The organism is Bacillus sp. LQ01, assembly GCF_057624735.1.
Map to the genome: position 1 here is coordinate 725908 of NZ_JBYEZL010000001.1, position 24701 is coordinate 750608.

General features: G+C 36.2%; 29 protein-coding genes. 28 read left to right on the forward strand and 1 reads right to left on the reverse strand.

Annotated features, from left to right (window positions below):
- The first annotated feature begins 1 nt into the window (after position 1).
- A complete protein-coding gene (locus AC22L0_RS03940; RefSeq protein WP_000251037.1) occupies positions 2-1051 on the forward strand; it encodes a type 2 isopentenyl-diphosphate Delta-isomerase in 1050 nt (349 codons plus the stop codon).
- A gap of 308 nt (positions 1052-1359) precedes the next feature.
- Here the strand turns inward: AC22L0_RS03940 and AC22L0_RS03945 are convergent, their stop codons facing one another.
- On the reverse strand, positions 1360-1494 hold the full coding sequence (locus AC22L0_RS03945; protein ID WP_000513900.1) for a YpzI family protein: 135 nt from the start codon (positions 1492-1494) through the stop codon (positions 1360-1362).
- Positions 1495-1611: 117 nt separating this feature from the next.
- Here AC22L0_RS03945 and AC22L0_RS03950 point away from each other — a divergent pair, with 117 nt between their 5' ends.
- The 27 genes from AC22L0_RS03950 to ypjB all read left to right on the forward strand — a co-directional run bounded on the left by AC22L0_RS03950 (position 1612) and on the right by ypjB (position 24637).
- Positions 1612-2223, forward strand: coding sequence for a YphA family membrane protein (locus AC22L0_RS03950; RefSeq protein WP_000349098.1), 612 nt, complete (start codon positions 1612-1614; stop codon positions 2221-2223).
- On the forward strand, positions 2216-3109 hold the full coding sequence (locus tag AC22L0_RS03955) for a YIEGIA family protein (protein ID WP_000141596.1): 894 nt from the start codon (positions 2216-2218) through the stop codon (positions 3107-3109). The genes AC22L0_RS03950 and AC22L0_RS03955 overlap by 8 nt, the downstream gene beginning before the upstream one ends.
- Positions 3106-3291: a capping complex subunit for YIEGIA gene (locus AC22L0_RS03960; RefSeq protein WP_000979059.1), complete on the forward strand. Its 186-nt coding sequence runs from the start codon at positions 3106-3108 to the stop codon at positions 3289-3291. Before AC22L0_RS03955 ends, AC22L0_RS03960 begins: the two co-directional genes overlap by 4 nt.
- 124 nt (positions 3292-3415) lie before the next feature.
- Positions 3416-4726 carry a ribosome biogenesis GTPase Der gene (gene der / locus AC22L0_RS03965; protein WP_001125893.1) on the forward strand — a complete coding sequence of 437 codons (1311 nt, stop codon included), beginning with the start codon at positions 3416-3418 and terminating at the stop codon, positions 4724-4726.
- A gap of 18 nt (positions 4727-4744) precedes the next feature.
- Positions 4745-5767 (forward strand): NAD(P)H-dependent glycerol-3-phosphate dehydrogenase, encoded by a 1023-nt coding sequence (locus tag AC22L0_RS03970; RefSeq protein ID WP_000161763.1) that lies wholly within the window; start codon positions 4745-4747, stop codon positions 5765-5767.
- 115 nt (positions 5768-5882) lie between these two features.
- Positions 5883-6134, forward strand: coding sequence for a stage VI sporulation protein F (locus tag AC22L0_RS03975; protein ID WP_000369754.1), 252 nt, complete (start codon positions 5883-5885; stop codon positions 6132-6134).
- 267 nt (positions 6135-6401) lie between these two features.
- Positions 6402-6605, forward strand: coding sequence for a DUF2768 domain-containing protein (locus AC22L0_RS03980; RefSeq protein WP_001289004.1), 204 nt, complete (start codon positions 6402-6404; stop codon positions 6603-6605).
- Positions 6606-6668: 63 nt separating this feature from the next.
- The gene (locus tag AC22L0_RS03985) at positions 6669-7379 is read left to right on the forward strand and encodes a hypothetical protein (protein ID WP_000733112.1); all 711 of its coding nucleotides are present in this window, start codon (positions 6669-6671) and stop codon (positions 7377-7379) included.
- A 245-nt stretch (positions 7380-7624) separates the two neighbouring features.
- Positions 7625-9103, forward strand: coding sequence for a stage IV sporulation protein A (gene spoIVA / locus AC22L0_RS03990; protein WP_000416519.1), 1479 nt, complete (start codon positions 7625-7627; stop codon positions 9101-9103).
- Positions 9104-9402: 299 nt separating this feature from the next.
- Positions 9403-9675 (forward strand): HU family DNA-binding protein, encoded by a 273-nt coding sequence (locus AC22L0_RS03995; RefSeq protein ID WP_001043860.1) that lies wholly within the window; start codon positions 9403-9405, stop codon positions 9673-9675.
- A gap of 120 nt (positions 9676-9795) precedes the next feature.
- Positions 9796-10365, forward strand: a complete 570-nt coding sequence (gene folE, locus AC22L0_RS04000) for a GTP cyclohydrolase I FolE (protein WP_001151482.1) — start codon at positions 9796-9798, stop codon at positions 10363-10365.
- A 183-nt stretch (positions 10366-10548) separates the two neighbouring features.
- A complete protein-coding gene (locus tag AC22L0_RS04005) occupies positions 10549-11283 on the forward strand; it encodes a heptaprenyl diphosphate synthase component 1 (protein ID WP_000332858.1) in 735 nt (244 codons plus the stop codon).
- 38 nt (positions 11284-11321) lie between these two features.
- Positions 11322-12035: a 2-heptaprenyl-1,4-naphthoquinone methyltransferase gene (menG, locus tag AC22L0_RS04010; protein ID WP_001187674.1), complete on the forward strand. Its 714-nt coding sequence runs from the start codon at positions 11322-11324 to the stop codon at positions 12033-12035.
- Between the two features lie 31 nt (positions 12036-12066).
- A complete protein-coding gene (gene hepT, locus AC22L0_RS04015; RefSeq protein ID WP_000776086.1) occupies positions 12067-13029 on the forward strand; it encodes a heptaprenyl diphosphate synthase component II in 963 nt (320 codons plus the stop codon).
- A gap of 124 nt (positions 13030-13153) precedes the next feature.
- Complete coding sequence (ndk, locus tag AC22L0_RS04020) at positions 13154-13600, forward strand: nucleoside-diphosphate kinase (RefSeq protein WP_000415883.1); 447 nt, start codon at positions 13154-13156, stop codon at positions 13598-13600.
- 264 nt (positions 13601-13864) lie between these two features.
- Positions 13865-15037, forward strand: a complete 1173-nt coding sequence (gene aroC, locus AC22L0_RS04025; RefSeq protein ID WP_001269386.1) for a chorismate synthase — start codon at positions 13865-13867, stop codon at positions 15035-15037.
- Positions 15037-16122 carry a 3-dehydroquinate synthase gene (gene aroB, locus AC22L0_RS04030; protein ID WP_000526812.1) on the forward strand — a complete coding sequence of 362 codons (1086 nt, stop codon included), beginning with the start codon at positions 15037-15039 and terminating at the stop codon, positions 16120-16122. The genes aroC and aroB overlap by 1 nt, the downstream gene beginning before the upstream one ends.
- 132 nt (positions 16123-16254) lie before the next feature.
- On the forward strand, positions 16255-17367 hold the full coding sequence (gene hisC / locus AC22L0_RS04035) for a histidinol-phosphate transaminase (RefSeq protein ID WP_001264023.1): 1113 nt from the start codon (positions 16255-16257) through the stop codon (positions 17365-17367).
- A gap of 328 nt (positions 17368-17695) precedes the next feature.
- Positions 17696-18958, forward strand: coding sequence for a tetratricopeptide repeat protein (locus AC22L0_RS04040; protein ID WP_001168671.1), 1263 nt, complete (start codon positions 17696-17698; stop codon positions 18956-18958).
- Between the two features lie 73 nt (positions 18959-19031).
- Positions 19032-19568, forward strand: coding sequence for a ReoY family proteolytic degradation factor (locus AC22L0_RS04045; RefSeq protein ID WP_001095925.1), 537 nt, complete (start codon positions 19032-19034; stop codon positions 19566-19568).
- 154 nt (positions 19569-19722) lie between these two features.
- Positions 19723-20184, forward strand: coding sequence for a YpiF family protein (locus AC22L0_RS04050; protein WP_087966043.1), 462 nt, complete (start codon positions 19723-19725; stop codon positions 20182-20184).
- A gap of 137 nt (positions 20185-20321) precedes the next feature.
- The gene (gene qcrA, locus AC22L0_RS04055; protein ID WP_001280593.1) at positions 20322-20834 is read left to right on the forward strand and encodes a menaquinol-cytochrome c reductase iron-sulfur subunit; all 513 of its coding nucleotides are present in this window, start codon (positions 20322-20324) and stop codon (positions 20832-20834) included.
- Positions 20835-21509, forward strand: a complete 675-nt coding sequence (gene qcrB, locus AC22L0_RS04060) for a menaquinol-cytochrome c reductase cytochrome b subunit (RefSeq protein ID WP_000932700.1) — start codon at positions 20835-20837, stop codon at positions 21507-21509. It abuts the gene before it with no gap.
- A gap of 43 nt (positions 21510-21552) precedes the next feature.
- Entirely contained in the window at positions 21553-22320 is a 768-nt protein-coding gene (gene qcrC / locus AC22L0_RS04065; RefSeq protein WP_000554603.1) for a menaquinol-cytochrome c reductase cytochrome b/c subunit, read from the forward strand.
- A gap of 118 nt (positions 22321-22438) precedes the next feature.
- The gene (gene lhaT, locus AC22L0_RS04070; RefSeq protein ID WP_025967075.1) at positions 22439-23029 is read left to right on the forward strand and encodes a lipoprotein heptaprenylglyceryl N-acetyltransferase LhaT; all 591 of its coding nucleotides are present in this window, start codon (positions 22439-22441) and stop codon (positions 23027-23029) included.
- 25 nt (positions 23030-23054) lie between these two features.
- Positions 23055-23741, forward strand: a complete 687-nt coding sequence (lit, locus tag AC22L0_RS04075) for a lipoprotein intramolecular transacylase Lit (protein WP_000414377.1) — start codon at positions 23055-23057, stop codon at positions 23739-23741.
- 107 nt (positions 23742-23848) lie between these two features.
- Complete coding sequence (ypjB, locus tag AC22L0_RS04080; protein WP_000831583.1) at positions 23849-24637, forward strand: sporulation protein YpjB; 789 nt, start codon at positions 23849-23851, stop codon at positions 24635-24637.
- Positions 24638-24701: the final 64 nt, after the last annotated feature.

Here is a 24701-nt window from a genome sequence, read left to right on the forward strand (position 1 = left end):
AGTGGTAAGGGCAAAACGTAAATTAGATCATATTGAATACGCTCTTTCTACTGGTCAGTCTCGTACGCATGGCTTTCATGATATTGATTTTGTGCATCAAAGCTTGCCAAATTCAAATTATGACACAATAACATGTGAAACAAAAATCGGCGAACTTTCACTAAGTTCGCCGATTTTTATCAATGCGATGACTGGTGGTGGAGGAGAGAAAACGTTACATATTAATGAGCAATTAGCATATGTAGCGAAACATCATAACCTTGCTATGGCTGTAGGTTCGCAAATGGCGGCGTTAAAAGATGAAAGTGAAGCTGCTTCTTATAAGGTGATCAGAAAGGTAAATCCAAATGGTATTTTCTTTGCTAATTTAGGTAGTGAGGCAACTATCGAACAGGCAGAGCGTGCCGTTGATATGATTGAAGCGAATGCATTGCAAATTCATTTAAATGTCATACAAGAGTTAACGATGCCAGAAGGAGACCGTGATTTTACTGGAGTACTTCAGCGCATTGAGAAAATTGTTTTAAATAGTAAAGTTCCTATCATTGTAAAAGAAGTTGGATTTGGGATGAGTAAGGAAACAGTGCAGCAGTTAGCGAACGTAGGTGTAACAGCAATTGATATTGGTGGGCAAGGTGGTACGAATTTTGCTGCTGTTGAAAATGAAAGAAGACAGCGAATGCTTTCTTATTTTAATAACTGGGGCATACAAACAGCAACCTCGATTATTGAAGCAACCTCTACAAATAATAACCTCTCTTTTATTGCATCTGGGGGCATACAAACAGCGCTTGACGTAGCGAAAGCGATCGCATTAGGGGCGAATACAACTGCGTTTGCTGGTTACTTTTTACGTATTTTAATGCAAGATGGTATCGAGAAGTTAGTGGATGAAATTGAGCTTCTACATACAGATTTGAAATTTATAATGACAGCTCTTGGTGCGAAAACGATAGAAGAGTTGCAATCTGTACCTCTTGTTGTAAAGGGTGAAACGTATCATTGGTTAATGCAGCGTGGTATTGATACTGCGCATTATAGTAGGAGATAAAAAATCAACCGTTCGGTTGATTTTTTTTTTGTTCTATTCTTTTTCGTAATATAAAGTGGAGAAAGGAATTAGTATTATATAAAAATATCATTTCGTAAAAATTTCAATTGAAAAAGGGTTGAAAAATGTAGATGGTGTGTTGTCGAATTACTGGAGAGAACTTAATTTTTAATAGGAATAGGTGAAGATAAAAAGAAGTAGTGGGAGGATATAGTGTGTGAAATATTATTTCAATATAAATAGAAAACATTAAACTGATTATGTAAAAGACGGTTTCGTACAATATCGAAACCGTCTTTTTGCATTAATTAGTGCTGGTTTTGTTTTCGAGCCTGTTCTGGTGTATCAAGTCCAGTTGCACCTGGATATTGTAGTGATTGATCACGATCGGATTCAACGCGGCGTGATTCTCGTAGTTTTCGTTCTTGGCGATCTTTACCCATAATGAATAACACCTCCTTGTTAAAAGTGTTGCTGTTATAAGAAAAAACTATGCGTAAATAAAGTGGATTAACTTTCATAAAAAGTTCCCATAATGGAAAACATAGGAGGTGAAGTTGATGGATGGAAGTACTTTTTATTTTGTAGCTTGGATAGGGTGGATCATTGTAACCTTTTTTATGAAAAAGGACCTTATTCGGTGGAAGTTAGGCGCTTGTATACTGATTTTTATAATTTGCTCTCCGTTACATGTAACGATCGCCTCATTCGTGGTATCAGTAAATGCTCTTTTACTTTGTATTATTTCTTTTATAGGGATCACGCTATATTCTGTCTGGAAAAAATTATATAGCTTACTTTCGGCGCTTATTATTGCAATGTTATATACAAGTTTTCATCTGTTAGAAATATATGATCCGATTTGGATTGTGGTGGATAGAGTGTTTCTGCTAAGTAGTGGTCTTGTGTATGCATCGGTGTTATTGCATGGAGATCGCATATTACGATTATGTTCTCTATATGTAGGGATGTTACAAGGAGAGCTGCTAGTGACATTTATTTTTAGGAAATTGAATTTTCCATATGATTACGGTAGTTTAGCATTTTTTGATATCGTCGCCATTTCTACATTATTCATGGCAATATTGTTTTGGATTGCAAAAGCATCAGTATACATGGAACGGTTTAAGAGAAAAACACGTAAAAGAAAGGCGAGGGTAATACATGACTGAATATACACCAGCCATTTTATGCGGCGTAATAGCGGGGACAGTTACAAGGGTGCTAATGCTTCGGACGGATACACGGCAATATCCGACGAGGCTACATGGGAAAATTATTCATATTGCAATGGGGTTAATTGCAGCTGCTTTAGGAGCGATTGCAATCCCGTCTATTTTGAAAAAAGATTTTTCTGCCATTACATTTCTTACATTAGCAGCGACACAATTTCGTGATGTACGTAATATGGAAAGAAATACGCTTCAACAATTAGATGGGTATGAGCTCGTACCGCGTGGAAATACATACATTGAAGGAATTGCATTGGTTTTTGAAAGTCGCAACTATTTGGCAATGTTAACGTCGTTTGCAACGACGTTTGCGTATATAGGATTCCGTTCATGGATTGCAGGAGTAATTATGGCTATAATCGCATTTTTTATTGCGAAAAAATTAATGTCTGGTAAAAGGCTACATGATCTTGTTGAAATTGAGCACGTTCCGCTTCGTTTTGAAGGAGCAGGGCTTTATATTGACAATATTTACATTATGAATATTGGATTGCCAGCAAGACAAGAAGAAATTATGAAATATGGTATGGGTTTTATTTTAAAGCCGAAATCAATTGATGCGATGGTTACAATCTCAAATTTAGGGCAACGACAAGCTATTTTACACGATGTTTCAGTAGCGTTAGGGATTTATAGAGATTCTGGTACACCAGCGCTTGTACCGTTAGCAAAGCGTGATTTAGAGGATGGCAGGGTTGGGATTTTTGTCCTGCCGCAAGATCAAGATGCAGAGAAAGCGATAGGTGTCATAGGAAATGTACCAACGTTAGAAAGTGCTGTCCATATGTCATCGGAAGCCCCGAAAGGAAGGGGAGATAAGAGATGATGTTAGAAAGTGTTATTCTGGCAGTTATAACAACGACTCCAGAAAAATTTGCAGGTGGTGCTCCTTTATTCGTTTGCGAATCGACAGAGGAACTAGAATTTGTTGCAAATAATTTAGAGGCAATTTTAGATGGTATTGCACATCGCTTACAAGAGAATGTATATATTATTGTGAAACATTAGCAACGTGTGTTATAATGTGAGGTGTTTTGATACGTTGAGAAATATTCTGGAATGCAAATCCCTTCTTGCACAAAGAAGGGTTTTTTACATAATAAACAGAAGCAAGTTGAAAGGATGAAAGTATATGCCGAAACCAGTAATAGCGATAGTAGGTCGCCCGAACGTAGGGAAATCTACTATTTTCAATAGAATTGTTGGAGAAAGAGTTTCAATCGTAGAAGATATTCCAGGTGTAACGCGCGATCGTATTTATAGCGCTGGAGAATGGTTAAATCATGAATTTAACATTATTGATACGGGCGGAATTGATATTGGAGACGAGCCGTTTTTGACACAAATTCGTCAACAAGCTGAAGTAGCAATTGATGAAGCGGATGTTATCATTTTTATGACAAACGGTCGTGACGGTGTAACAGCAGCTGATGAAGAAGTTGCAAAAATTTTATATCGTTCAAATAAACCGGTTGTACTTGCAGTAAATAAAGTGGACAATCCGGAAATGCGCAGTGACATTTATGACTTTTATGCATTAGGATTTGGCGAACCATTCCCAATTTCAGGTACACACGGATTAGGGTTAGGTGACTTACTAGACGAAGCTGCACAACATTTTCCAAAGATTGAAGAAGACGGATATGATGAAGACACAATTCGTTTCTCTTTAATTGGACGTCCAAACGTAGGAAAATCATCACTTGTAAATGCTCTTCTTGGTCAAGAGCGTGTAATTGTTAGTAATGTAGCAGGAACAACTCGTGATGCTGTCGATACACCATATAGTAAAGATGGAAAAGATTATGTAATTATTGATACAGCTGGTATGCGTAAAAAAGGAAAAGTGTATGAAAGTACAGAAAAATATAGTGTACTTCGTGCGCTAAGAGCGATTGAACGTTCTGACGTTGTTTTAGTCGTTTTAGATGGTGAAGAAGGAATTATTGAGCAAGATAAAAAAATCGCTGGATATGCTCATGATTCAGGGCGAGCTGTTGTTATCGTTGTAAATAAATGGGATGCAGTGAAAAAAGACGAAAAAACAATGAAAGCATTTGAAGAAAATATCCGTGCTCATTTCCAATTCTTAGAATACGCACCAATTGTTTTCTTATCTGCAAAAACAAGAAAACGTACACAAACATTAATACCGGTTATCGATGAGGTAAATGAAAGTCATAGTATCCGTATTCAAACGAACGTATTAAACGATGTAATTATGGATGCGGTAGCGATGAATCCAACGCCAACTCATAATGGTAGCCGTCTGAAAATTTTCTATGCAACACAAGTTGCGGTAAAACCACCGACATTTGTTGTGTTTGTAAACGATCCAGAATTATTGCACTTCTCATATGAGCGTTTCTTGAAGAATCGCTTACGTGAATCATTTGGCTTCGTAGGAACGCCGATTCACATTATCGCTAGAGCAAGAGACTAATGGAGAGGATGTGATTTTATGACAAAAATCACAGTAGTAGGAGCAGGTAGCTGGGGAACAGCGTTAGCGATGGTATTAGCTGACAATGGACATGATGTACGTATTTGGGGAAATCGCCCAGAACTTATGGATGAAATTAATACGAAACATGAGAATAGTCGATATCTCCCAGGCATTACATTGCCAAGCACAATCGTAGCCTACTCTTCTTTAGAAGAAGCATTAGTAGATGTAAATACAGTACTGTTAGTAGTACCAACGAAAGCGTACAGAGATGTATTACAAGAGATGAAAGAAATTGTTACTGAACCAATTACTTGGATTCATGCGAGCAAAGGAATTGAACCTGGTACGTCAAAACGTATTTCGGAAGTGATTGAGGAAGAAATTCCAGAGCACTTAATTAAAGATGTTGTTGTACTGTCTGGACCGAGTCATGCTGAAGAAGTCGGTTTACGACAAGCGACAACAGTTACGTCTGCAGCAAAGCGTATGGAAGCGGCTGAGGAAGTACAAGATTTATTTATGAATAGTTATTTCCGTGTATACACAAATCCAGATATCGTTGGAGTTGAACTTGGTGGTGCGTTAAAAAATATTATCGCATTAGCTGCTGGTATAACTGATGGTCTTGGATTAGGTGATAATGCAAAGGCGGCATTGATGACACGTGGTTTAACAGAGATTGCTCGTTTAGGAAGAAAAATGGGCGGGAATCCGTTAACGTTTGCTGGTCTAACTGGTATGGGAGACTTAATTGTAACGTGTACAAGTGTTCATAGCCGAAATTGGCGCGCTGGAAATATGCTTGGAAAAGGACACTCTTTAGAAGAAGTGTTAGAAAGCATGGGTATGGTTGTGGAAGGTGTAAGAACAACGAAAGCTGCTCATGAATTGGCAGAGAAAATGGAAGTTGAAATGCCGATTACAGCTGCTTTATATGACGTGCTGTTCAATGGGAATAACGTAAAAGATGCGGTAGGCTCATTGATGGGGCGTGTTCGAAAACATGAAGTGGAAGCTATACCTGATTTACTGTAAAGAAAAGCGACAGAAGTACATTTGTACTTCTGTCGCTTTTTTATTTTTTGGGTCTTTTCACCATTTTTTCATTTTTGCATAGGATGAAGAGTAACTTGAGGAGAGGGTGAAAAGAATGGATAATAATATTTTTAATAATATTGAGAAGGAAGCGAAAGTAAATAAAGAGGATATTTTTAAATTAGCATCATCCGTGCAAAATGCGAATTTACGTGATGAAACTGTACTTCGTCAATTAATTCATCAAGTGGCTCTTATGGCGGGACGTGAAGTGCCGAAAGAGCAAGAGGATCAAATTGTAAAAGCGATTATTAATAATAATATGCCAACAGATTTTGGCTCGTTAAGCAAAATGTTTAAAAAATAAATTATGAGAAACAAAGAGTTTGTAGATTGCATATGATAGCCATGAAAGAATGGGAATAGAGCTGTTTTTGGGCATATTTGGTCAACCGAAGCGAGAGGTACAATCGCTTCGGTTTTATTTTTGCTTAGATTGGTGAAAAATGCTGGAAAACCTATTGATTAAAGTTATATATTCGCAATTTGTAGTAAAATGTTCTTTTTGTATTTGTTTAAAGATTTTAATTTGTTAAAATAGTATAAAAATAGATTGATAAAAAGGGGTGTGTATATGTCAGAAGGGCTTATGAAAATGTGGTTAGCTTTAGGGGCAATTGGATTTATGTTTTTTGCAGTAAGTTTTATTTTATTAAGTAGACATAAAATAAAGAATAAATTTTTGAAAGGGATTACAGCATTAGTAGCGTACACCCTTATGATTGTGTCAGGAATTGTTATTTTTCTTGTTGTATTTAGTGGACCTGTACAGCAGTAAATGGAATGGTCTCGAAAATACTACATACAGAGCAAATTAGATTAGTATGAAAAGGTGATGCTAGTGAAAAAATTACATATTATTTTAATATTTTGTTGTATGAGCCTTTTAACGGGGTGTCTGTATCCGAAAGAAAATATGAAGCAAAATGCGGTTCCTTATGAAGATCAGCTACAGGTTGTTCAAAAAGCTGTTGTGACATTTAAGGAGCAAAATGATGGGATATTGCCAATTAAGACGAGGGATATGAGTACACCTATTTATCAAAAGTATCCGATCGATTTTCAACAGATTGCCCCGCGTTACATACAAGAAGCGCCAGGGAATGCGTATGAAAGTGGAGGAGTATATCAATACGTATTAATAGACGTTGAAACAAATCCAACAGTAAAGTTAATTGATGTTAGGATGGCTGAACAAATTCAGGAACTATCTTTAAAGCTTAGGATGTATCGTGATGAACATCAATATCCACCTTTTAAAAAAGTAATTTCAGATGGTGTATATGAATTGGATTTCAAAAAACTAGGATATAAAGATGTGCCACAAGTGACAAGTCCATATTCTGGTAAAGGACTTCCTTTTGTAATTAATGAAAAAGGAGAAGTTTTTGTTGATTATAGAATCGATTTATATGACGCTTTGAAAAAAAATGAAGGGCAGTTTACGGAGGGAGAAGATATTCGAAATATACTTTCGAAAGGTTCCCCGTTTGTACCAGCTTATTCTTTACCGTACACAGTAAAGGATGGAGAACCAATTTTTTTAAAATGATAAGTCATGAACCTTTCTTTTAGTGAATAAGTTCTAGAAGAAAGGTTTTTTATGTTATACAACTTACGATGCAAACAAAAGATATTTTTTAATAGTCATATGAAATTGGACAAAATTATATGATATATTGTCCGAACTTCTAGAATACCATTATATTATATCAGATATTATAGGCAACGTTAGAGAAGGTATTAGTTGACTATAAACGCGGAATTATTCCCAAAAATTTTGAGGGAGGGAATCACTTGGAAAAGGTAGATATTTTTAAAGATATTGCAGAACGAACAGGCGGTGATATTTATTTTGGAGTTGTAGGAGCTGTTCGAACAGGGAAATCAACATTCATTAAAAAATTTATGGAACTTGTAGTTATTCCAAACATTGAGAATGAGTCTGACCGTCAAAGAGCGCAGGATGAATTGCCTCAAAGTGCTGCTGGTCGTACAATTATGACGACGGAACCGAAGTTTGTTCCAAACCAAGCGGTTTCTATCGAAGTAGATGAAGGACTTGAAGTGAATATTCGATTAGTAGATTGTGTTGGATATACGGTTCCTGGAGCGAAGGGCTATGAAGATGAGAATGGCCCACGCATGATTAATACCCCTTGGTATGAAGAACCTATTCCATTCCATGAAGCTGCAGAAATCGGCACGCGTAAAGTAATTCAAGAACATTCAACAATTGGTGTTGTAATTACAACAGATGGAACAATTGGTGAAATTCCAAGAAGAGATTATATAGAGGCAGAAGAACGCGTTGTAAATGAGTTGAAAGAAGTAGGAAAACCTTTCATTATGATAATTAATACGGTACAGCCGTATCATCCAGATACAGAGCAATTACGCCAAAGTTTATCAGAAGAATATGATATCCCGGTTATTGCAATGAGTGTGGAGAGTTTAAGAGAAACAGATGTATATAATGTACTTCGTGAAGCACTATTTGAATTCCCTGTATTAGAAGTGAATGTGAACCTTCCGAGCTGGGTAATGGTGCTAAATGAAGGGCATTGGTTGCGTCAAAGTTATCAAGAAGCAGTTCAAGAAACTGTGAAGGATATAAAACGTCTTCGTGATGTGGATCGCGTTGTTTGGCAGTTTAGTCAATATGAATTTATTGATCGAGCGAGCCTAGCTGGCATTGATATGGGGCAAGGTGTGGCTGAGATTGATTTATATGCGCCAGATGAATTGTATGATCAAATTTTAAAAGAAGTAGTAGGAGTAGAAATTCGGGGGAAAGATCATTTATTAAAGCTTATGCTCGATTTATCTCATGCGAAAATAGAGTACGATCAAGTGGCGGATGCACTGCGTATGGTTAAGCAAACAGGATATGGTGTAGCAGCGCCTGCATTAGCGGATATGAGCTTAGATGAGCCAGAAATTATTCGTCACGGTTCAAGGTTTGGTGTGAAGTTAAAAGCGGTAGCGCCATCTATTCATATGATTAAAGTAGATGTAGAGTCAACGTTTGAGCCGATCATTGGTACTGAAAAGCAAAGTGAAGAATTAGTTCGTTATTTAATGCAAGATTTTGAAGATGACCCGTTATCAATTTGGAATTCTGATATATTTGGACGTTCACTTAGCTCGATTGTTCGAGAAGGAATTCAGGCGAAATTATCTTTAATGCCAGAAAATGCTAGATATAAATTAAAAGAAACGCTAGAAAGAATTATTAATGAAGGATCTGGCGGATTAATTGCGATTATACTATAAGAAAAAATCCCTCTCATTGTAGAGGGATTTTTTGTTTTTTTTGATTATAAAATAGAAAAATAAACAGTCATTATCTAATACATTGTTGTAAATTGTCAAGTTTCATCAGATTTTCACATTTTCAGAGTAACAATTTCCTTAAAAATATTGAATTATAAAGGAGAATCGTATAATATAGGCGTTGATAATGATTTATCTACATCTTTGTAGTATAGAATTTGCAAAAATTGCCTACAAATGAAAGTAAGACTCATTTTATGATCATTATACAGTCTTATCTTTGGGAGGAGGTGAATGGCATGAACAAGACAGATTTAATCAATGCTGTTGCAGAAGCAAGTTCCCTTTCTAAAAAGGACGCAACAAAAGCAGTAGACGCTGTTTTTGATTCTATCTTAGAAGCTTTAAAACAAGGTGATAAAGTACAACTGATCGGATTCGGTAACTTCGAAGTTCGTGAGCGTGCGGCTCGTAAAGGTCGTAACCCACAAACAGGTGAGGAGATTGAAATCGCTGCAAGTAAAGTACCTGCATTCAAACCTGGTAAAGCGTTAAAAGATGCGGTTAAATAATCCTTACATATTAACAGGGAAGAAGAGTTTCCTTTTTGGGAACTCTTCTTTTTGCTTTTAAAAACATAAATATGCTAGAATGTGTTCGTATCACTTTTAGGTTTTCGGGAGGGCTAGCGGATGGCAAAAGTTAATTTAGAACAAATTGAACATGCAGTACGCCTTATTTTAGAGGCGATTGGGGATGACCCAAATCGTGAGGGAGTACTTGATACACCAAAGCGTGTTGCAAAAATGTACGCAGAAGTGTTCTCAGGTATGCATGAAGATCCGAAAGAGCATTTGCATAAAGTATTCGGAGAAGATCACGAAGAGCTTGTACTAGTAAAAGATATACCATTTTATTCGATGTGTGAGCATCATTTAGTTCCATTCTATGGAGTTGCTCACGTTGCATATATTCCGCAAGGTGGAAAGGTGACAGGGTTAAGTAAATTAGCTCGTACCGTAGATACAATTGCACGTCGCCCACAACTGCAAGAACGTATTACATCAACAGTAGCGAACTCTATTATGGAAGTACTAGAGCCTCATGGTGTAATGGTAGTAGTAGAAGCAGAACATATGTGTATGACGATGCGTGGTGTAAAAAAACCAGGTGCGAAAACAGTAACGACAGCAGTGCGTGGTGTGCTTGAAAATGATGCTGCAGCGCGCAGTGAAATTTTATCGTTTATTAAAACGAAGTAAAGAAAAGCGGGAAACTGCTTTTCTTTTTTTTTTTAGTAAATAAATGATATAGTTTTAACTAGACAGAGTGAGATTAGAAAGATTGCTTACATGAATGGTAGGTGTAGCCAAGTTTTGGTTATAGAAAATAGAGTGTATGTGTTATAATAAGTTTTATGAATTAGAAAACAAGGGTGATTTTTTGTGTGTGACATCTACGGAGGGTATGCGAGTATAAAAGAAAAATTGATGGAGAAATTACGCCATCCTTACTTTATAAACTATATTGAAGAACCATTTATTGATGAAGAAAAGATAGCATTGTTATATGGTGCTTTAAAGAGTGCAAACTTACATATAGAACAAATTGAGCATTACGTAGTAACAATTATGCTTGTACAAATTGCGCTTGATACGCATGAAAGGGTATCAAATAAAGCAGGCGAGGAAGAGATTGAATTCCATAAATGTCGTCAATTAACAGTACTTGCAGGCGATTACTATAGTGGACTATATTATTATTTATTGTCTATGAATCGTGATATTGTTTTAATTCGTGCACTTGCTGAAGGAATTAAAGAGATAAATGAACACAAAATTATGTTATACCAAAAAGCGCATGAAACGACGGATGACATAATGAAAAGCATAGTAATGATTGAGTCTGCGCTCCTTCAAAAAACATGTGATCATTTTCAGTTATCACATTGGAAGCCATTTATCACATACGTATTAGGTGGAAATCGCCTTCAAAAAGAAATTCAATTGTATGCTGATAAGCAACATTCGCCTGTTTTTCAAGCTATGCAAGATGCTTTAGGGGATAAAGCAGAAGTAGTGATTAATGGTTGGATGAAGGAATTGAGAAAGAAAGAAAAACAATTTTTAGAAAATCACACAGACATAAATGAAATAAATTCTGTGTTAAGGAATAAATAGAAGACATAAGCAATTTTACATTGGAAGAAGGTACGAGCATGCAACAATCAAAAGAAGAAAGAGTACATGACGTATTTGAAAAGATTTCTGATAAATACGATGTGATGAATTCTGTAATTAGTTTTCAAAGACATAAAGCGTGGCGTAAAGAAACGATGCGAATTATGGATGTACAACCAGGCAGTCAAGCGCTTGATGTATGCTGTGGAACCGCAGATTGGACAATTGCGCTAGCTGGAGCCGTAGGTGAACAAGGAAAGGTTGTTGGCTTAGACTTCAGTGAAAATATGTTATCTGTCGGTAAGCAAAAGGTAGAGGCGTTACAATTAAAACAAGTAGAACTTCTACATGGGAATGCAATGGAACTTCCGTTTGAAGATAATACGTTTGATTATGTGACGATTGGGTTTGGTTTACGTAACGTACCGGATTATATGCACGTATTAAAAGAAATGACGCGTGTAGTAAAACCAGGTGGAAAAGTAATCTGTTTAGAAACATCTCAACCAACAATGATTGGTTTTCGACAAGGGTATATTTTATACTTTAAATATATCATGCCGTTATTTGGAAAGATGTTTGCGAAAAGTTATAAAGAGTATTCATGGCTTCAAGAATCTGCTAGTACGTTCCCAGGGATGAAAGAATTGGCTCAAATGTTTGAGCAAGCTGGACTTGAACGTGTGCAAGTGAAACCATTTACTTTTGGGGTAGCAGCGATGCATTTAGGTATTAAACCAGAATCAAAATAGAAAAAAGAAGTTTTAGGTTAAGGTGAACAATATGAAGTTACAACTTATGTACTCTTTTTTACGATCGGATATTAATGTGATAGAAAAAGAATTAAAAAAGACAGTCGCTTCTGAACAGCCATTAGTAGAAGAGGCAGCATTACAGCTTATTGAAGCTGGTGGGAAACGAATTCGTCCTGTATTTGTGTTGCTTGCAGGGAAATTTGGAGATTATAAGTTAGATGCGATTAAGCATGTTGCTGTTGCGTTAGAACTTATTCATATGGCTTCTCTTGTTCACGATGATGTTATTGATGCTGCATTTTTACGACGCGGCAGTGCGACTGTGAATGCGAAATGGGGAGATCGTATTGCGATGTATACAGGGGACTATCTGTTCGCTAAGTCTCTTGAATGTATAACAAATATCGAAATTCCAGAGGCGCATCAAGCGTTATCACATACTATTTTAGAAGTCTGTAAAGGTGAAATTGAACAAATTAAAGATAAATACAATTATAACCAAAATTTAAGAACGTATTTAAGAAGAATAAAGCGAAAAACAGCATTATTAATTGCCGCGAGTTGTCAATTGGGAGCGATTGCTGCTGGTGCTAATCGTGATACGGTAAATCGTCTATTTTGGTATGGGTATTTTGTAGGAATGTCTTATCAAATTATTGATGACATTTTAGACTTCGTTTCTACAGAAGAGAAACTTGGAAAACCTGCTGGCGGAGATTTACTACAAGGGAATATTACACTTCCTGCTCTATATGCGATGGAAGATCCCGTACTTCGTCAGAAAATCACATCTGTACATGAAAATTCAACAGCAAGTGAAATACAAGAAATTATTGATGCTGTAAAAAATAGTACAGCAATTGATCAAGCATTTGCATTTAGTGAACGTTATTTACATAAAGCTTTAGAAATAATAAAACCACTCCCACGTGGAAAAGCAAAGTACGCATTACAAAATGTTGCAAAGTATATTGGAAAACGAAAATTTTAATGTTTATTCTAAAAAATAAAATAATCTCTCTATTTCAAAACTATTGCACAATTGTGATAAGGGTGATAATATGTGTGTGGGGATATACAATTACATACATAATTCAGAAGTGGAGAGATTTTTTATGGAAAAAACATTTCTAATGGTAAAACCAGACGGTGTACAACGTGCCTTCATTGGGGAAATTGTAGCTCGTTTTGAGAAAAAAGGCTTTCAATTAGTTGGTGCAAAATTAATGCAAGTCACTCCGGAAATTGCTGGACAACACTACGCTGAGCATAAGGAAAAACCTTTCTTTGGTGAGTTAGTAGACTTTATTACATCTGGACCTGTGTTCGCAATGGTATGGCAAGGTGAAGGTGTAGTAGATACAGCGCGTAACATGATGGGGAAAACAAGACCACATGAAGCAGCTCCTGGAACAATTCGTGGAGATTTCGGTGTAACTGTTGCGAAAAACATTATCCATGGTTCTGATTCTTTAGAAAGCGCAGAGCGCGAGATTGCTATTTTCTTTAAAGAAGAAGAATTAGTTGACTACTCAAAATTAATGAATGAATGGATTTACTAATTATTTTGAAATAATTTGTAAACGCTTTAATCACTGTGATAATAGTAAAAAGTGCAAGGAGAATAGGGGTATTCTTCTTGCGCTTTTTTTATTTTCAGTTAGTTACAAAGTTTGAGCTGTTATGATATGTTGATATTTAAATTAGGCCTATCGGAAATATAGAATAAGAAAATGGTCGATTTATGATATAATTTCTTTAATATTTTTAGAATGATAAAAGTTAATATAGTGAGATAAATACATATACGAAAAGAGGAATAACGTATGCGATATATTACAGCTGGTGAATCTCATGGTCCACAACTTACAACGATTATAGAAGGTGTTCCGGCAGGGTTGTCTTTAGTAGCAGATGATATAAACGAAGAGTTAGCTAGAAGGCAAAAGGGATATGGGCGCGGTAGACGCATGCAAATTGAAACGGATCAAGTGCAAATTTTAAGTGGTGTTAGACATGGAGAAACATTAGGTTCCCCTATTGCACTTGTTGTTGAAAATCGTGATTTTGCACACTGGACAAAAATTATGGGGGCGGAGCCTTTAACTGAGCAAGAAGAAAAAGAGATGAAAAGGAAAGTGACAAAACCAAGGCCTGGGCATGCTGATTTAAATGGTGCGATTAAATATGGTCATAGAGATATGAGGAATGTACTGGAACGTTCGTCAGCGCGCGAAACGACGGTGCGTGTTGCTGCTGGTGCGGTTGCTAAAAAGGTGTTAGCAGAACTTGGTATTAAAGTGGCGGGCCATGTAATTGAAATTGGCGGTGTACAAGCTAAGGAGATTACGTATAGTTCAATTGAAGAATTAAAGAGTATTACAGAAGCATCTCCTGTACGTTGCTTAGATGAAGAAGCTGGTAACCAAATGATGAAAGCGATTGATGATGCGAAAGCAAATGGTGATTCAATTGGTGGAATCGTTGAAGTAATTGTGGAAGGGATGCCAATTGGAGTAGGTAGCTACGTGCATTATGATCGAAAACTGGATGCGAAATTAGCAGCTGCAATTATGAGTATTAATGCTTTTAAAGGTGTCGAGATTGGAATTGGTTTTGAAGCAGCGCATAGACCAGGAAGTGAAGTTCATGATGAAATTCTGTGGGATGAGGAGCATGGATATACACGAAGAACAAATAATGCAGGTGGACTAGAAGGCGGTATGACGACTGGAATGCCAATTGTTGTGCGCGGTGTGATGAAACCGATACCTACACTTTATAAACCTCTTCAAAGTGTAGATATTGATACGAAAGAGCCTTTTACAGCGAGTATTGAACGTTCAGATAGTTGTGCAGTGCCAGCAGCTAGTGTCGTTGCAGAAGCGGTTGTGGCTTGGGAATTAGCGACAGCTTTAATAGAACAATTCGGATTAGATCGTATGGAACTAATTCGTGAAAATATTGAGAAACATAATGAATATGCGAGGGGATTTTAATGGGAAACATACATATTCAAACGAAATCAAAAGAATATGATGTACATGTTGGTAAAGAAGCGTTGTCAAACTTAACAACGATCGTTCAAAATATGCAGCCAGCGGTATCTAACGTAATGATCATTTCAGATGAAGCTGTTGCATCACTACATTTACAGACAGTTATCGATGCATTACAAGTAGAGCAGCACGTGTTTTCGTTTGTTGTACCAAGTGGCGAAAAAGAGAAGTCTTTCGAAAATTTCTATGCGGCTCATACGTCAGCTCTTGAAAATAAATTAGATAGAAATTCTTTAATTCTTGCACTTGGAGGCGGAATGATTGGAGATTTAGCTGGTTTTGTTGCTGCATCGTTTATGCGTGGTATTCGCTTTGTGCAGGTTCCGACAACTTTATTAGCGCACGATAGCGCAGTGGGTGGGAAAGTAGCGATTAACCATCCGTTAGGTAAAAATATGATTGGTGCATTCCATCAGCCAGAAGCAGTTGTATATCATACACCGTTTTTACAGTCTCTTCCTGAAAAAGAGTGGCGTTCAGGTTATGCAGAGGTGATAAAGCATGCTCTTATTGGTGATGTGGAGCTATACCATTGGTTAAAAGAAGAAGTGCAAACATTAGCGGATCTTCATGATGAGAAGTTAATCCATATATTAACGAAGGCGATTCCTGTAAAGGCAAATGTTGTGTCACAAGATGAAACAGAGAAGGGTGTACGTGCTCATTTGAACTTTGGACATACGTTAGGACATGCTCTTGAAAAAGAGCTAGGGTATGGAAATATTACTCACGGTGACGGTGTAGCGGTTGGAATGTTATTCGCCATATTTTTAAGTGAGCAAGTGTACAAGGTTGATCTTGCTTATGAAGATATGAAGCAGTGGTTCTTGAAATACGGCTATCCAAAAATGCCAAGGGATTTGAATGTAGAGCGCCTCGTTCAATTGATGAAACAAGATAAGAAAGCAAATGCAGGAGCAATTCATATGGTGCTTATGCAGGAATATGGGGTAGTGAATGTCGTATCTATTTCAGATGAGACTGTTCATATTGCGTTAGAGGCATTTCAAAAAGATATGGTTTAAAATGATAGCGAAGTGCTGTGAAGTGCTCATTTAGAGGTATTCTCGTAATAGTGACGGTTATGACAAAAGATTACAGTAAGGGGCTATAACCGTATTGTAATCAAATTGAATGAAATGACTGGGGGAAGAAAAATGAGAGTGAAAGAGCAATTGTTAACTTTGAGAGCGTATGTGCCTGGGAAAAACATTGAAGAAGTAAAAAGAGAATATGGTTTATCAAAAATTGTGAAATTAGCATCCAACGAAAATCCATTCGGTTGTTCAGCACGTGTGACAGAAGCATTAACTTCTTTAGCGAGCCAATATGCCCTTTATCCAGATGGATATGCCTTTGAACTTCGGACAAAAGTAGCGGAACATTTAGGTGTAAAAGCAGAACAACTACTATTTGGTAGTGGATTAGATGAAGTCATTCAAATGATTAGCCGAGCGTTACTACATGAAGGAACAAACGTTGTAATGGCGAATCCTACGTTTTCACAATATCATCACCATGCTGTTATTGAAGGAGCAGAAGTTCGTGAAGTATCACTTAAAGATGGTATTCATGATTTAGATGCAATGCTAGAGCAAGTAGATGAGAAAACGAAAATTGTATGGATTTGTAATCCGAATAATCCAACAGGTACATATGTTGAGAAACAAAAATTACTTTCATTTTTAGAATCAGTTCCTAAGTCGGCTCTCGTTATTATGGACGAAGCATATTATGAATACGCGGAAGCAGAAGACTATCCGCAAACATTACCACTTCTTGAAAAGTATGAAAATCTTATGGTTTTACGCACGTTTTCAAAAGCATATGGTTTAGCTGCTTTTCGTATCGGATATGCGATTGGGGATGCGAAGTTAATCGGACAGCTAGAAGTAGCTAGGTTACCATTCAATACATCAACTGTAGCCCAATCTGTAGCACTCGCTGCATTAGAAGATCAAGCCTTTTTACAAGATTGTGTGCAAAAGAATGCTGAAGGTTTAAATCAGTATTATGCATTTTGTAAAGAATATAACGTATTCTATTATCCATCCCAAACAAATTTCATTTTCTTAAAACTTGGTATACCGGGTAATGAAGCTTTCGAACGATTAATGAAAAAAGGATATATCGTTCGTTCTGGTGCTGCATTTGGTATCGATGATGGTATTCGTATTACTGTCGGTTTGAAGGAAGAAAATGATGAAATTATAGAGTTGCTGAAAGAGCTTGTAAATGAGCAAGTACAGAAAGAAGAAACATATTCTTAAGAGATTGTGAAGGCTCCTAGTATAGGAGCCTTTTTTATCGCATTCAAAATAAAGGTTGAAGACTGCTAATTAAGTTATTCTGTAAACCACGGTTTGTATGGCTCGATAATTAGTGAGAGAAGTTATTTGCACGGTCATAAAAGAAAGCGGTACAATAGAAGATGATGGTAAGGTATCGGTGTCATATCCGAACCTTTTGAACAATTAACTACTCTGTAAGAAGAAGTATAAGAAGAAGTATGCTCATTCTAAAGGTTGCGTTCTAACAGTGAGTTGCTTATGATAAATGAACAGAAGAGAATATTTTTTAGAATTAAAGGAGACGTTTATGCAAAAGTTTGAACAAGCTGTTTCATATATTGAAAATGGTGAAGCGGAAAAAGGATTACAATTATTAAAAGAACAATTAAAAATTGCGAATGATGAAGAGAAGTATGATATCGCTCGTTACTATCATACGCTTGGATTTACAGATGAGGCATTAGCAATTACTGAAGACTTACGTTTACTGTATCCAGAAGAAAGTGAATTCACTGTATTTTTAGCAGAATTATATATTGATCTAGATAAAGAAGATGAAGCGATTGAAGTGCTTCATGATATTCCAGAAAATGACGATTTATATGTTCAATCGTTATTACTTGTTGCAGATTTATTCCAAATGCAAGGTTTTGATGATGTAGCAGAGCAAAAACTATTAAAGGCGAAAGAAATGATGCCTGATGAACCTGTTATTACGTTTGGGTTAGCAGAATTATATAGTAGTAAAGGTGAAGAACAAAAGGCAATTACTTATTATGAATCGCTATTAGCGGAACATAAAGTAATGGGTGGTGTTGTGATCGCACTTCGCCTCGCAGAAACGTTAAGCGCGATCGGAAACTGGGAAGAAGCGATTTCTTATTATGAAGCAGGCCTAGAGGAACAAAAAGATATTCACTCATTATTTGGATATGCCTTTACATTATACCAAGGTGAAGAATATCAGAGAGCAATTGGTGCTTGGCAAGAACTAAAAGAATTAGACCCTGAGTACGCATCACTGTACATGTATTTAGCGAAAAGCTATGAAAAAGAAGGAATGCTTCAAGAAAGCTATGAAACGCTTCATGAAGGAATTAAAGTAGATGAGCTTTCAGTTCCATTTTATGTAGAGTTGGCGAACATTGCGGCGAAATTAGGGAAAATAGTAGAAGCAGAGGAAGTTCTTCAAAAAGCGCTTGAGTTAGATCCAGGGCATTTAGGTGCAACATTAAAATATGCATATATCTTAAAAGAACAAGAAAAGTACGAAGAGTTAATTGCAATTGTAGAGCGTGCTATTGATAGTGGAGAACCAGATACACAACTACTTTGGGATCTTGCGTATGCAAAAAAACAATTAGAAATGTATTCGGATGCATTAAAACACTATGAAAGTGCATATACTTCTTTTAAGAATCATCCAGACTTCTTAGAAGAGTACGGTTATTTCTTATTGGAAGAAGGAAAACGAAAAGAGGCGAAAGAAGTATTTACCCAGTTATTACAACTAGACCCGACACAAATTCATATTGAAGAATTGTTATATAATTTAGAGGATTTTTCATAAGTTGGAAGGAAACTGAATGCCGCTTCTTGAATCTAAAAAGAAAAGAGAAAGACAGAGGAGGGACTTAATTGCTATGAATACCCCTGTTTCTGTAAACGAGAAGAAGGATTTTGTAAAATGGTTTTTGAATAATTACCAACTGAAACAGCGTGAATGTGTATGGATTCTGAATTATTTAATGAGTCACGACCAATTGATGCATAAAGTCCACTTCGTAGAGCATGCAAAATATTGTCCGCGTGGCTTAGTGATGTCAGCGAATTGTGTGAAAGACACACCGTTTCACTTTTTTAAACAAAATGTTATGACAACAGATGCTGAAAAATCGTTTCATGATATTCGTTTAAATCGAGATGAGGATATTTATATTCAACTCAACTTTAAATCATCGTTTCAAAATGCGAATTATGTAGCTGTATTAGAAGAAAACCCATATCTACCAAAGCATATTGAAGTAAATGAAAAAGATCGTTTACTTGCAGAAAGGTTTTTGGAAGAAAGTGTATTTTCGTTTAGGAGAGAACGCCTTTTGAAACAAATTGATGAAGCGTTAGATAAGCAAGATAAGGAAGCGTTTCATAGATTAACGGCAGAGTTAAAGACTTTATAGAATTTATTTGGATTAATTAATTTTTACAAATTTCAGACTTTTATAAAGAAAAACTACCTATATTGGGTAGTTTTTCTTTTTTTACCTCTTTTAGTGTGGTTTAATATATATAAAGTGAAAGTTCTGTCATTTGCAAGTGAAGGAGGGAAGGGATTTGAAGTGGATTGTAAAAGATGTAGAACAGTTTGAGCAAGCAAGAGAGTATGTTGATACAGGAGTAATACCGCTGTTATCAATTTCGGCAGCAAAAGAAATGAAAATGGTTGTAGAACAAGGTGAATTTATCGAATTGTTGAGCACGGAATTGGAAAGAGAGTATAAAGGAAGAGTGCTTTTACTGCCTGCGTTTACGTATTTGGTAGAAAGTCAAAAGAATGAAAAAGGTCGTTTGCAAGAATGGACAAATCATTTACGAAGTGAAGGTTTTAAGCATATTGCTTATGTTACAAGTGATTTTTCATGGAAAGAGGATATGCAAGAGTTACAGGGAGATTTATTTTGGTTTCCTTCATTAGCGTTAGAACAATTTAGTGATCAAGCAAAAAGAGAAGTTATTCATGCGCATATAAAAAATATAATGGCGATGTTGGAAGAGAAATGGGGAAACTCGCAATAAACAGAAAGTTCTTATTATTATGAGTAGTATGATATTGACCTGTGCATGAGCGTATTATATCATGATAGTGTCCTAGTTTTTATTTTTTATATAATTTATCACGAGGGGACAATTTCTGATAGAGGGGGGAAATTTTCGTGAGCGACAAAGAACATCGCGTGTCAAGAAGACAATTTTTAAATTACACACTCACAGGGGTAGGAGGCTTTATGGCTGCCGGTATTTTAATGCCGATGACGCGATTTGCGCTTGATCCGGTGTTAAGAAAAGAAGCGGGAACAGATATGGTTGCTGTTGCGCAAGTAAAGGATATTACAACAGAGCCGAAGCGTTTCGATTTTAAAGTGAAGCAGGTTGATGGTTGGTACAAGTCTGAAGAACCAAAATCGGCTTGGGTTCATAAAGATGAAAGCGGAGACATTGTTGCGTTCTCTCCAGTATGTAAACATTTAGGATGTACAGTTAACTGGAATTCGGACAAAGCACATCCGAATCAATTCTTTTGCCCATGTCACGGGGGGCGTTATACAAAAGATGGGATTAACATTAAAGGTACGCCACCCCTTGCTCCGCTTGATGTGTACGAGTCTAAAGTGAAAGATGGAACGCTGTATCTAGGAAAAGCGAAGCCAAGAGGGGGTGCAAAGTAGATGTTAAATAAAATTTATGATTGGGTGGATGAAAGATTGGATATTACACCAATATGGCGTGATATCGCTGATCATGAAGTACCTGAACATGTAAACCCGGCACATCACTTTTCTGCATTCGTCTATTGCTTTGGAGGACTTACCTTTTTCGTTACTGTAATTCAAATTTTATCTGGAATGTTTTTGACGATGTATTATGTGCCTGATATTAAAAATGCTTGGGAATCAGTTTACTATTTACAAAATGAAGTTGCTTATGGGCAAATTGTTCGTGGTATGCACCACTGGGGTGCTAGTCTCGTAATTGTAATGATGTTTTTACATACACTCAGAGTTTTCTTCCAAGGTGCGTATAAAAAGCCCCGTGAGTTAAACTGGATTGTTGGTGTTCTTATTTTCTTTGTTATGTTAGGTCTTGGTTTTACCGGATATTTATTGCCGTGGGATATGAAAGCTTTATTTGCTACAAAAGTAGGGATTCAAATTGCAGAGCAAACACCGCTCATTGGTCCTTATATTAAAACATTACTCGCTGGTCATTCCGAAATTGTTGGCGCTCAAACATTAACTCGCTTCTTTGCTATTCACGTCTTCTTCTTACCAGCAGCACTTCTAGGTTTAATGGCCTTCCACTTCATCATGATTCGCAAACAAGGTATTTCCGGTCCACTATAAGAGATTGCTAAATTAAAGGGGAAAGAACTAAAGGAGGGAGATTATGCATCGCGGCAAAGGGATGAAGTTTGTAGGAGATTCTCGGGTACCAGTAGCTCGGAAACCAAATATTCCAAAAGACTATTCTGAATACCCAGGGAAAACAGAAGCATTTTGGCCGAACTTCTTGTTAAAAGAATGGATGGTTGGTGCAGTTTTTTTAATCGGTTATTTATGTTTAACAGTGGCGCATCCGTCGCCGCTTGAGAGAATGGCGGACCCAACAGATGCTGGATATATACCACTTCCAGATTGGTATTTCTTATTCTTGTATCAGTTATTAAAGTATTCGTATGCTTCCGGTTCATTTACTGTAATTGGAGCATTTATTATGCCAGGGATTGCGTTTGGAGCATTACTGTTAGCTCCATTTCTTGATCGAGGTCCAGAAAGACGTCCATTGAAGCGTCCTGTGGCAACTGGATTTATGCTTTTAGCAATTGCATCGATTATCTTTTTAACTTGGGAATCTGTAGCACACCACGACTGGGAAGCTGCAAAAAAACAAGGAGCAATTGTAAAAACAGCGCCAGTTGATAAAAATGATGATGGCTATAAATTAATGCAAAAAAATACTTGTTTAACATGTCATGGTGACAATTTACAAGGCGGGGCAGCAGCACCGGCACTGCAAAACTTAACTTTAAAGCCAGAAGAAATTGCTAAAATTGCGAAAGAGGGAAAAGGTTCAATGCCTAAAGGTGTATTTAAAGGTACGGATGAGGAACTGAAGAAGCTTTCGGAATTCGTTGCAAAGTATAATAAAAAATAATAAAAAGCTGACTACAAAATTTGTAGTCAGCTTTTCTATTTAGTTGGATGAAGTTTGTTATAATAGAGTAGGATTTAATGAATGAATTACTTTGCTTGAAAGGTGTTGGACATACGGATTGGTGTACTTGTATGCAATGTTAAGACAACGCTCGGTATTATTATTTTTATTAATTGTTAACATATTAGGTACAATTTACGGATTTATATGGTACGGAAATCAATTGAAAGAAACGTCACCTATATTTTGGCCGTTTGTACCAGATAGTCCTATGGCGAGTCTCTTTTTTGTCTTTGTTTTAATTGCTTTTTTGGCAAAGAGAAACTGGGGATTAATAGAAGCGTTAGCGATTGTAACTTTAATAAAATATGGTATTTGGGCTGTTGTTGTAAACGGGATTATGATTTACGTAAAAGGGCCTATTGGCCTTATGGGCTACATGTTAATGCTTTCGCACTTTGCGATGGCAGTACAAGGATTTTTATATGCTCCATTCTATCGTATAAAAAAATGGCATTTTATAGTAGCAGCTGTGTGGACGTTGCATAACGATGCAATTGATTATTTATTTTGGCAAATGCCGCGATATGGAATTATGCATTTGTTTGTAGAGGAAATTGGTTATTTTACGTTTTGGTTAAGTATTGCTGTACTATGTATTACATATTATTGTTGCTTACGTGAGCAAAGGAAACAATTTTCTTTATGATGGTTAGAACATTTAGGGGGAGAACATGGAGAAAAATAAGAGTGGTACAAAAATATTGGATCGATTGATTACTTTAGTTGTTTCATATAGCATAGCATTTTCTATTTTTGCACTCGCAACAACGGCAGTTGTCTATGGAAAATGGCTGTATTATTTTGAAATTGATTTTTTAAATATTCCTGATTTAGCGGATATGACGAAGGATGAAATTAAAAGAAATTACGATGTGCTTATTACATATTTATCCCCGTTTTATGACGGAGCATTACATTTACCAACATTAGATATGTCCACAAATGGCCGTATTCATTTTGTAGATGTTAAAAATATTTTAGTAAAGATTCAATATGTGATGTATGCGACAATTATGATTGCAGTGATAGGCGGAATTTATTTATTAAAAAAGAAAAATGAAAAGTTTTTACTGCACGGATCGATTTTAACAATCATTTTTCCGATAGCGCTTATGTTACCAATTGCTATTAATTTTGAAAAGAGTTTTGTATTATTCCATAAACTTTTATTTAGTAATGATTATTGGGTTTTTGATCCTGAAAAAGATCCAATTATATTAATGTTACCAGAAGAGTTCTTTATGCATGCTGCGTGTGCTATTTTATTATTCATTTTAGGTGGTAGTATACTTTGTTACAGTTTATATCGATATTTCGTAAAAAAGAAAAGGATGTCACAGAAAAAATTCTCTGCTTAAAGAGAATTTTTTTCTTTGTAAAATGATAATATATTTTTCGGTCTAGTTCTGTTCTATTCTTGTCCAAATTAACATATTTTGTACTAGTAGTTATAGGGGGGACCGGGATGAAGAGAACATTAATTGGATTGATAGCATTTCTAATTATAATGTTTCCGTTACGTATATATGCTGAAGAGTGGAATGAGCTAACAGGGTTGTTAGACGACTCGTTACAGTTAGTGAAGCGTAATGAAGATGAAAAAGCGGTACAAGTATTACAACATTTCTCGGAGCAATTTTTAATAAAGGGGAATGAAAAGAAGCAGGAAGTAACACCAGATCAAGTTAGAGTTATTTCTTTAGCTTACGATAAGGCGCAACAATCGCTCTCTGAAGAAGGTTTAGGTAAGCAAGCTAAAATTGATAATGTGCTGGCATTACAACTTGCTGTTGATGCACAAGTATCGAAATATCAACCACTTTGGATGGAAAGAGAAAGGAAAGTAATGGATGCCTTTTCTCAAATGGAAAAAGCGATGGAAAAAGAAGATGCTGGGCAGTTTCAACAAACGTTAAATACGTTTTTAAATGAATTCAATATTATTTATCCAAGCCTAATGATTGCTTTGCCAGAAAACGAGGTTCAGCGTGTAAATGTTCATTTATCTTATTTAGATGAATTTCGTAACGTTATGTTAAAAACGAAAGGCGGCCAAATGCAATTAGGGATTATTAAAGGGGATTTGCAAAAGATATTTCACACAGTAAAAAAAGATGAAATTGCACCCTCTCTCATTTGGTTTATGACAATTACTGGGGGACTTATTTTCTTCACATTAACTTATGTTGGATGGAGAAAGTATAAAGGAGAAAGAGAAAAAAGAAAAAGTAATGTACATTCTAAAAATAGATAATGCAATAAATAAAGATATGGATTGTAAGGTTTATTCATTGACAATAGTGGCAGAAGAAAATAGA